Origin of the sequence: Curtobacterium sp. PhB128, assembly GCF_004340725.1 — a bacterium.
Lineage (GTDB): Bacteria > Actinomycetota > Actinomycetes > Actinomycetales > Microbacteriaceae > Curtobacterium.
Genome location: NZ_SLUR01000020.1, coordinates 1 through 9,652 on the forward strand (window position 1 = coordinate 1; position 9,652 = coordinate 9,652).

General features: G+C 66.1%; 9 protein-coding genes. 5 read left to right on the plus strand and 4 right to left on the minus strand.

The window, feature by feature from the left end:
• Positions 1–49 precede the first annotated feature (49 nt).
• Positions 50–418 carry a helix-turn-helix domain-containing protein gene (locus tag EDF23_RS18940; RefSeq protein ID WP_131922783.1) on the plus strand — a complete coding sequence of 123 codons (369 nt, stop codon included), beginning with the start codon at positions 50–52 and terminating at the stop codon, positions 416–418.
• Between the two features lie 96 nt (positions 419–514).
• Here EDF23_RS18940 and EDF23_RS18945 read toward each other — a convergent pair whose 3' ends face one another.
• Together EDF23_RS18945 and EDF23_RS18950 are read right to left on the minus strand one after the other, a co-directional pair.
• Positions 515–739: a hypothetical protein gene (locus tag EDF23_RS18945; protein WP_123338518.1), complete on the minus strand. Its 225-nt coding sequence runs from the start codon at positions 737–739 to the stop codon at positions 515–517.
• Positions 740–867: 128 nt separating this feature from the next.
• Positions 868–1,263 (minus strand): hypothetical protein, encoded by a 396-nt coding sequence (locus EDF23_RS18950; RefSeq protein WP_132084039.1) that lies wholly within the window; start codon positions 1,261–1,263, stop codon positions 868–870.
• Positions 1,264–1,649: 386 nt separating this feature from the next.
• On the opposite strand from EDF23_RS18950, the gene EDF23_RS18955 reads away from it, so the two are divergent.
• The 4 genes from EDF23_RS18955 to EDF23_RS18965 all read left to right on the plus strand — a co-directional run bounded on the left by EDF23_RS18955 (position 1,650) and on the right by EDF23_RS18965 (position 4,708).
• Positions 1,650–2,876, plus strand: a complete 1,227-nt coding sequence (locus tag EDF23_RS18955; RefSeq protein WP_207895561.1) for a 4-hydroxybenzoate 3-monooxygenase — start codon at positions 1,650–1,652, stop codon at positions 2,874–2,876.
• A gap of 87 nt (positions 2,877–2,963) precedes the next feature.
• Positions 2,964–3,539: a PadR family transcriptional regulator gene (locus EDF23_RS18960; RefSeq protein ID WP_165901220.1), complete on the plus strand. Its 576-nt coding sequence runs from the start codon at positions 2,964–2,966 to the stop codon at positions 3,537–3,539.
• 33 nt (positions 3,540–3,572) lie between these two features.
• Entirely contained in the window at positions 3,573–3,740 is a 168-nt protein-coding gene (locus tag EDF23_RS19435) for a hypothetical protein (protein ID WP_165901221.1), read from the plus strand.
• 176 nt (positions 3,741–3,916) lie between these two features.
• Complete coding sequence (locus tag EDF23_RS18965; RefSeq protein ID WP_165901222.1) at positions 3,917–4,708, plus strand: NAD(P)-dependent oxidoreductase; 792 nt, start codon at positions 3,917–3,919, stop codon at positions 4,706–4,708.
• 913 nt (positions 4,709–5,621) lie between these two features.
• Here EDF23_RS18965 and EDF23_RS18970 read toward each other — a convergent pair.
• Positions 5,622–6,941 (minus strand): fibronectin type III domain-containing protein, encoded by a 1,320-nt coding sequence (locus EDF23_RS18970; RefSeq protein WP_165901223.1) that lies wholly within the window; start codon positions 6,939–6,941, stop codon positions 5,622–5,624.
• Between the two features lie 2,017 nt (positions 6,942–8,958).
• Entirely contained in the window at positions 8,959–9,171 is a 213-nt protein-coding gene (locus EDF23_RS18980) for a hypothetical protein (RefSeq protein WP_131922788.1), read from the minus strand.
• Positions 9,172–9,652: the final 481 nt, after the last annotated feature.

Consider the following 9,652-nt stretch of genomic DNA (forward strand, 5'->3'; position numbering starts at 1 on the left):
CCGGAAGACGGCACTTTGCCGTTAGGAACGCACCTCGAGGAAGGGACGCATGACCACGGGCGAGCGACAAGGCGGATTCTGCGAGTCGACGGTCCAACGGACAACCGACCTGATCGGAGGAAAGTGGTCGATGCTCGTGCTGTGGGAGCTCCTGCAGAGCGAACGTCGATACGCCGACCTCCAGCGCCGCGTCCACGGAATCTCACAGAAGGTCCTCTCCGGCGAGCTCCGTCGCCTCGTCGGAGCCAACCTCGTCGAACGCGAAGTCACCCCGACTGTCCCGCCGCAGGTCACCTACCGCATCACGGCAGAGGGACGAAGTCTCGAAACCGTCTTCCAAGAACTCCACCGATGGGGTGCATGGCGCTCGAATCAGCACAGAGCCGGGACTGATGCTCACGACGCCAGATCCACCTGATTGCGCGCACGGCCCTCTGACATCTTCCGTTATGGCGTAGCCCCGAGCGCTCCCCGCTGGTGCTCTGGAAACTAGCAGTGCCCTATAGCCCACCGACTACCGCGCGCGGTTCCGCTCATGACGGCGGGCGTAGTAGGCGGAGAGGAGCTGGACCGCGGCGAGGGCCGTCCATGCGACCGCGACGAAGATGTGAAGCCCGGTCGGCTCCATGATGGCGATGACGATCCAGATGACGGCTAGAACCGCCCACGCCCATACGAGCCAAGGGAGGGGCTTGCCGACGAGCCGTTCGAGGAGGCTGCGCTGCTTCGTCTCGGTCATATGCGTGACGCTATACCGGACCCTGGCCGGTGACGTCCGGTAGCCGATCCTCTGCCGGGCGGCGCTGACTGGGCACCGGGGCCGGCCGGTAGCTCACCGACTACCGGACTGGCGTGCCGGCACTCGCGTTAGCCACTGAATCGATCGACGAACTGCTCACTCACCGTCCACAGGTGCTCCTGGACTGCGAAATTCCTGGCCCAGGGATGCGGAGCCACGGGGCGCTGTCGATCGAAGAAGAGCCCCGTGACACCCTCAAGCGTCGGGTCAAGAGCGAGCCGGGCTGTCGCTGCAACCCCGAGCGAGATGGGCTCTCCGTCGCGGCGACCCACCATTTTCGTCGGCATCTCGGACGCAGGATGAAGGCTCGTCATAGTCAAATTCGCAGGGTCCGCCTTGCGGGCGAAGCGGATCCCGAAAGCGACTTGAGCGAGCTTCGACTGGCAGTTGGCCCGCATCCCGTCGTAGCGGTCTTCGAGCATGACGTCATCGAAGTCGACCGGCGCCTGCCCGATAGAGCCCACCAGCACGACTCGTGCCCGCGCCGATGCCTCGAGGCGCTCTCGCAGTACCCATCGATGCTCTCGCGTCGAGGCCCGCCCCCGATGCCGGCGTTCGCAATCAGAACGTCAATCCGCGGTTCGGCGGCCAGCAGGGCGCTCGTCACCTTCCGTACTTCGGCAAGCGAGGAGAAGTCCGCTCGGCACGTGCGCGCCGTCATCGGGAGCGCTTTTGCCACGTCGTCAACGCGCTGCTGACTGCGGCCGTGGAGCAGCAGTGGCCACGTCCAGCAAGGTTGCGCGCGAGCGCGCGGCCCAGGCCGCCTGTCGCTCCCGTGATCAGGATCGTCTTCGCCATGTGAGTGCCTCCGGCTGCTGGTGTGGCGGGGCAACCCCGTGGCGCCAGCTAGTTGACATCCGCATTGTTCACGTGTGAACATTCAGCCATGAGTAACACCCAGAAGCAAGACAAGGCGGCTTCTCGAGTCGTCATCATCGGCGCCGGCGTCGCCGGGCTCACCCTGGCGACCCTGCTGACGCAGTCCGGCGTGGACTGCGTCGTGGTCGAGCGCCGCGATCGCGGCTACATCGAGCAGCGCAACCGAGCCGGCGTGGTCGAAGCGCGTGGCGTGGACATGTTCGAGCGGTGGGGCCTGGCCGAGCGATTGCTCGCAGGGCCCGTGGCACAGACGATCGATTACCGGGTGAACGGCGTACCGGAGATGTTCACGATCGACATGGAAGGACGCCAGCCCAGCCGGTTCTGTACGCAGCAGATGCTGGTCAACAACCTCCTCCACGTATTCCTGGACGAGATGGGCGGTGATGTCCGCTTCGAGACCACCGATGTCGTCGTCGGCAACGAGGACGGGCAGCGCCCCTCAGTGGCGTTCTCCGATGCCGATGGTCGACACGAGATCGAGTGTGACTACATCGTCGGCAGCGACGGAGATCGTGGCGTGAGCCGCGCGTCGATCCCGGACGGGGTCCTGACGAAATACAGCTATGAGTTCGGGTACGCCTGGCTCGCCGCCCTGGTCGAAGCACCCGTTACAGGAGCGGCGATCATGGCTCCCAGCGACCACGGCTTCGTCGGACAACTCCCCCGAGGACCCCAGCGCAGTCGCTACTACCTCCAATGCGAACTCAGCGACACCGCCGAAGACTGGCCCGACGAGCGAATCTGGAACGAAATCCGACTGCGACTGAATGACGACAGCATCCAATCCGCCGAGGTACACGAGGTGTTCTTCGTACCCCTGCGGAGCGTCGTCTACTCCCCCATGCGTTACCGGAACCTGTTCCTCGCCGGCGACGCCGCGCACCTCGTCCCGCCAGCAAGCGCCAAGGGGATGAACCTCGCCCTGTTCGACGTCGACACACTGGCCTTGGCACTCGTCTCCGCCGTCCGCGACGGCGACGCCGAAGCCCTCGGCGTCTACTCGGACACCTGCCTCGAGCGCGTCTGGAACTACCAGGACTTCGCGCTCTGGATGACCGACACGATGCACAACGCCGGCGACCCCACGCAGCACGGCGCGTTCCTGCAGATGACAGCCCGTGCCAGGCTCGCCCAGCTGCACGCCTCCCCCACCGCAGCACGCCTCCACGCCGAGTACCAGCTCGGCCTCAACTAGCCGCCACTGCCTCAGCGCTCGCCCCTCTCGCTTCAGCCCCGCCCAACCCTGCGAGAGGGGCGAACAAGCTACATGGGAGCATCGAGTATGAGCATCGACCCGACCCGTCTCCTCGTGCTCGGCGCCGTCCGACAAGAACAGCCCGCCAGCGGGTACGCGATCATGCGCGAACTCACCGGCTGGGGGGTCCAGGACTGGGCCAGCGTCAACCCTGGATCCATCTACGGTGCACTTCGCACTCTCGACAAGGAAGGCCTCGTCGCGCTCGACACAGAAGCGGCCGAGAAGGCCCCTCGCGCCTACAAGACCAGCGCCAAGTACGCACTCACCTCCGAGGGCGACATCGCCTTCACCCAGCTCTTGGGGACGGCGCTCCAGGAGATCGACCCGTACCGCCCCGCCCCGTTTATGGCTGCGCTCTGCTTCCTCGTCGACCTCCCCCGAAACAAGGTCATCACGGCGCTCCGAGATCGCGCGTCCGGCCTCGGAGAACAGCTCGACGCCTTCCGTCGGGACGAGACGAACGTGTCCATCGATCCGGACAAGCCTGTGCATTCGACCGAGTTCATCCGTCTTGCCGCCAGCCGCATCGACGGGGAACGTGCGTACGTCGAAGCGCTCATCGAGCGCCTTGCGACCGGTAGCTACGATTTCAGCAAGTGAACGGCTCCCTCGCTCGACGACGAGCGCAGCACGATGGTCGCGATCACGAATACGGGCCGCGATGTCCGCGCGGCGGTCTTCCCGGGACACATCGCCACGGTCCACCGTCGCCTCTTCGCACCGGTCAGCGACGACGATCCCGAGCATCTCGCCCGCATCCTCGGCCGCGGTGCGAGCCTGCTGGTCAGCTCATTCAGTTGAAGAGGGAGCCGCGCCGATCCTGGCCGCCGCCCTCAATATCAGCGCCTCCACCGGACACCTCATCAACGCAGGCGGCCAGGCTGCCCGGTGAGCAGCCCGGTGTGACCTCAACGCGTCCGATGAACGATCGGCCGCCGAGACCCCGGCGAAGGTGGCCCGGCCAGTACGATCGCACGATGTCGAGCATCGCCGGAAGCCGTTGGGTCATCACCGGTGCTGCCGGGAACATAGGGTCTGCGCTCCGGTCGGCGCTGTTGGACCGCCATGCGGTCCTCGTCTCCACCGACATCCGTCCGATCACCTCCAGCAGCCCACAGGAATCCGTCGCATCGGTCGACCTTGCCGACCTGGAGAACCTGGTGGAACTCTTCGCCGGAGCTGACGGTGTGGTCCATCTGGGCGGAATCGCGGACGAGGCTGACTTCCACGACCTGGCCGAGGCGAACATCGTCGGGACCTACCACGTGCTCGAGGCCGCCCGGCGGGCCGGCGTGCGCCGGGTCGTGTACGCGAGCAGCAACCGCCTGACGGGCTCGTACGCCGCGGGTGACCACGTGTCGCCCGACATGCCGCCGCGACCTGACGGCTTCTACGGGGTGTCGAAGGCCGCGGGGGAAGCACTCTGCCGGCTGTACGCGGACAAGTTCGGTATGAGCACCATCTCGTTGCGCATCGGCAGTTACGAGGAGCAGCCGTCTTCGGCTCGAGAGCAGCAGACGTGGCTCAGCCCCGCGGACGCGATCCGAGCCTTCGTCGCGGCGATGACGACCACCGAACACACGGCAGTGTTCTACGCCGTCTCCGCGAACACCGATGGCTGGTGGGACCTCCAGCCCGGGGAAGCCGTCGGTTTCTTCCCGCAGGACGACGCGGCGGCATGGGGCACTCGCGAAGTCCTTGCCCTGGACATGCCGCAAGGTGGGAGGTACGCAACCGCTGCGTACTCGACCGACCGCATGCGGCGGTAGACAATCCGTTACCGGGCCGCGAAATCGCACTAGTTGCCGAGGCGGCCACGGCTTCAACCTCCACCAGTTGGTGCTCATAGCCGAGCACGCTCACGCCGAAAAACGTGCGGTAGCCGATCAGCTATCGCAACGATCTACCGCTAGGCTTCTGCGCGGCCTCTCGCGATCCGTGCGAGCCTCCGAGCACGCGAAAACTCTTGCCCGAAGCACGATCGTTCCACGTGGCCCGCTCGTGGCCGGAGGTGCTCTCGTGCTGGCCGGGATGGCCCACTTGGCGACTGCATTGCCATCGGTCGAACACACTCGGGCAACGGTCGCTCATCACAGACCAACTTAGGCAACCGCCGCCGTCCGCCCGACCGCTACGCGGTCATACTCTCCCAAAAGATGAGTTCGTTCCGGCCCGCTTCACTGAGAGGCATGCCCTCACTGTCCGTCGCCGTGCCAAGGACGGTTGCGAACACGCTGCCGTCCGGCAACCTCAGTTCCCAGGCCGTCCACCGCATAACCCCCATAGCCAGGATGGTCCGTGCATCCGGAGGTCAGTCGAGCATCCACGCGCTGAGCGTACGACTTCGTGACGTCGACCGGTCATGATGAGCGAATTCATCGCTGGAGATCAACGTCATGGGAACGAGTGCGGACGGAACTGACCCCGCTCTCGCCCGCCCGATAGACGCCCCCGACCGGAACGACCACAAGCGACCGAGGTAGCGATGCACCCGGGTGACGACCTATCGGACGTCTTCGTTGACCTATAGGTCGTCAACCGGCAGGTGGCGTCGACCCCACCGGTCCAGCGCTGCGAAGACCTGGCTTAGGCTTCGTCCTTCGACTGTGATGCGATAACACCCTCGAGGTAGCAGTAGGTGGTGTCGGCGATGACCTATGCACTCGATTGTCGAGCGGCGTTTCACATCACGGTGAGTCGCGTGAATTGTGCGGTGGAGAGCTGCTGGGCGGCACCGCCGCCTGCAGGTATCCGCCACAACCCGGGCGTCGCTCCGTCGGCGATGTCGACGTACACGACCCCGTCCTCGGCTGCAGCACCCGGGAACGGGAATCGTGTCGTCAGTTGAACGCCGGACACAGACACTGCCCGGGTCATCTCGTCGGCATCGCGGACGAGCATGTCGTGTACTGCCCGGTCGATGTTGCATCCGTTCGGGGACCCCTCGGAGATCGCTGCGCACCACTGTGCCGAACGCAGCAGGAAGAAGGACGTCGAGTTCGCCGCGACCAGCTCGAATGCGAAACGGTCGTCCACGGGCGTGGTCGTTGTCGCTCCGGCAGGGAGCTCGTTCCAGGCTTGGTAGCCAGCACCGCCGCCGGAGGTGTCGGTGAAGTACAGGTCGCCCTGGGGTCCAACGATGAGCTGGGTGAGCCGGTTGAACGGTGTTCCCTCCGCTGCCGGCGTGAGCGACCGCGTCGTGACGACTCCGTTCGGGGCGATCGTCGTGGCGGTGCGTGCAGTCGTTGTGCCCTCAAGTGTTGCCACGGTACCGTCGCGACCGAAGGCGATGACGCCTCGAGCCGGTGTCCCGGCTCCAGCGGCCGCTGAGCGGGCTGGCGCACCCGTGACTGGCAGCTTCATCGGTATCGAGGTGGTCGAGTCGACCCAGTACAGGTTCCCCGCAACGTCCGCGGAGAGGCCACCACGAATGTGTAGCCCCGTGGCGATGGTCTTTGGTGCACCACCGCCGACGGGGTACATCATAATCGAGGTCGAGTCAGGCGCCGGGACGAACACGTCCCCGCGGTCATCGGCCGCGTACCCGGCCCCGTTTGGCGCGACCGTGGTCGCCGGCCCGGTTCCGCTCGACGGGAAGCGCACCACCGATCCGGAGGCATCGAGCGCGTACAACGACTGCGTGGTCGGGTCGCTCGTGGCACCGGTCGCCGTGTACCGGACGGTCACCGCAGGCCCGGTGCCCCGCGAGCCGGTTGCCTGAACGGTGAAAGAGTAGGTGGTCCGTGTGGTCAGGGCGCCGAAGTGGTCGGACCGGGCGGAGGCGCGGAGCCTGTCGACTCCTTGGTCCGGTTGCTGTTCAGCGGGAGTGATTTGCACCCTCCACCCCGTCACCTTCGCACCGGAAGACGGTGCCCGCCACGTGAGGTCAGCGTCACCGCCGGTCCCGGTGACGCGGACGACGGTCGGCGCACCCGGCGTCGAGGAATGGGTAACGGCCTGCGCGGGCAGGGCGACTCCGACGGCTATCAGCACGGCCGCCACGGCTGCGGTGAGTACGGTTTTGTACACGGTGTCCCCTACCCTCTCCGTGGCTCCTACGCCTCGGCTGAGCACATGCTGACACTCGGGAACCGCGCGCAGAACGCCCAGAAGGCCGGATGCGGCATCGCGCAACCGCAAATCCGACGGGCTCACGAGATAGGTGCGAGGCCCTGCAGCTGGAGCGCTGCCCGATCTGGAGGTTGGCTGGCGGGGCGGATGTGGCACTGCCTCTATCGGTGCGGGCGGGTTGAGCGCATGCTGTGAGCGGAAGCGGAACCCGAATCTGCAAGCGGCTGAGACCCTCGGCCCGTAGGGAAGAAGCACGCTTTGGCGTAAGTGAAGCATCGACGCTTCCTTCCTGCCCTGCCTCGGCATCTCGTCGTTTCGCGTACAGGTAATGCGGTCGGACGGGGAGGGACGCTCGCGTCCCTGCGAGCCGGGCCACCGACGCGCTTCGGCTCGTGCGATCGACAGCACATCGCTCTGCATTCAGGAGTGTGGGAGACGAAGTGTTTCTCGTGGATCTTCGCCGTAGCGCGCCACGTACGCGCGGCGAATCTCCCCAGGTGCGAGACTCCCCATACGCCACTGCGCTTCCAGCAGAGCCCCTCCCACCCGCCGCCTCCGCGGCGGTACCAGCTGGAACGCACCAAGCGAAGCCAGCGTCCCATCACCACCACCCTGTACGCCGGTATCACTTCGCCCCGTTGGTCGAACGCGGGGTGGGATGCCGGATCAGGTAGCAGCCCACCCCGCTGACAGCGGGAACCACCCATCTGCCGTCACACAGTCTGCACGCACCGGCACCTCGTACCGTGCAACCGATGAGTCACCCAACCTCACGCCGGCGAAAGCCCGCTCCCGTTCGCCGGCCGCGCGGGAGCCTGCGCATGCACTGGTGGCAATGGGCGCTCCTCGGCGCCCTTGCCGCCGTCACGGCAACGCTGCTGGTGGCCGCGCTGACGCTCAAATAGATCCGGCATGCCGCTGCCAGCGGTAAGTGGGTTCCCGGGGGTGGTGGAAGGTTCGGGTCATCCCGCCACCCCCGGGATAGCGCACTCCCCCACCAGCCTCAAGGCAGGAAAGGCAAGTCTCTCGAACGGGAAACGAGTGTCACGCAAGCATCACTGCCGCGGAGCGCTCCGCACAGCATAGGGCCGACGTGGTGCCGGCGGACCTTGCTGTCCGGTTCCCCGGGAGAAGTTCGGGATGTCGGCCACGCACCAAACGCCGCCGACATCCCGCACGCGCCACATCCTGACCCGAACAGGGGGCGCACCATCAACGATGCGACCACGCGCATGTGCGGACAAGTCGGCACTACAGAGGACTCGCTTTGACGACGGACCGAACGGGGTATGTCTGGCCGCCACCCGAAGGCGGCCAGACATCCCGGAGCGATACCACACAAACGCGGCTTCAGCTGCGGAGCAGATACCCGAACCTGCTCATGAACAGAGTTAAACAACTCCCGCCATGCGGGTCCATCCCCAAAACAGGGGGAACGGTCGTTCTCTCACGCCGGACTCGACGCGACACCGGTCTGCGCATCTGCCCGGCAGCCGCAACTCCAGGGCACTCGCTGGAGCCGTCACGCCGGCAACTGGGCACGGGCAGCGTAGGCAGTCTCGGATGGTGTCTCCCCGTACTGAGCCCGGTAGTAGCCGGAGAACCAGCCTAAGTGCGAAATCCCACTCGCCGCCGCAGCCGTTCCGACCGGCTGATACGGGTTCGCGAGGATCATCGCTCGTGCCCGGTGCAACCGCAGCACCCGGACCACGGCTGAGGGTGCATGCCCAAGTCCCGCTGGAACGCTTCCTGCAGACCCCGTTTGCTGTAGCCGCTCGCCGCCGCGATCTCCGGTGCCGTCAGCTCCCCCCCCCCATACCGCGACCCGATACATTCCAGCGCCCGAGCCACCGCCGGCTTCTGCGCACCAAGATCGATCCCCACCGCTGCAAGCTCGTCCGACGACGTCGACATGCACCGACCGTGAAACCCAGCCCACCAACCACGGTCACGAATCGAGGAAGCCTCCCCCAAGGACGGCCGCCGCAGCCTGCACGGTTTGCTCGAGACGGTAGAACGCGCCGACCTCAGTTTCACCGTCAACATCGGTGAGGAAGAACGCTCCGTTGTCGACAACCACCCGGCCGACGATCCGGTCCGTCCGGCTCTCGATGATGTCCCACTCCGTCTCCGACCGTCCCCGCAACCGCAACGCGTTCACACCAACACCCCATCCCTGCCCAGCCGCGCTCTCGGGAACCGGGACAGCATGATGCTCACACACCGTCAACGCCCACCCCGAAGGCCCCACCGCGTGCGGACGAAACGACACCGCGACCGTTCCTGGTAGCCGGCAATCGTGCCAAGCACACCGCACCTCCCACAGCACTCTCGTCACCACCGACGCACCCCACTCCCCCGCAACGGCACCGCACAGCCGTGACGGGACCGTAACGCGCCGCGGGCACTCGTCGCCAACCCGGCAGCACCACACCGACCTAGCCGGACGTGACACCACCACTCGTTCCCACCCTCGAGCAACACCGCCCGAAAGCCGATCTTCAAACGGGACAGACTCCAACAGCATGCAGGACCCTCGAACAGGTCACATTTCCCACGTGAGATATCACGATGCGGTAACGGGGTACGGGATCCCCATCCGTTCGGCGGAGGGTGCCGAATAGCTTGCACGGGCCGGGAAA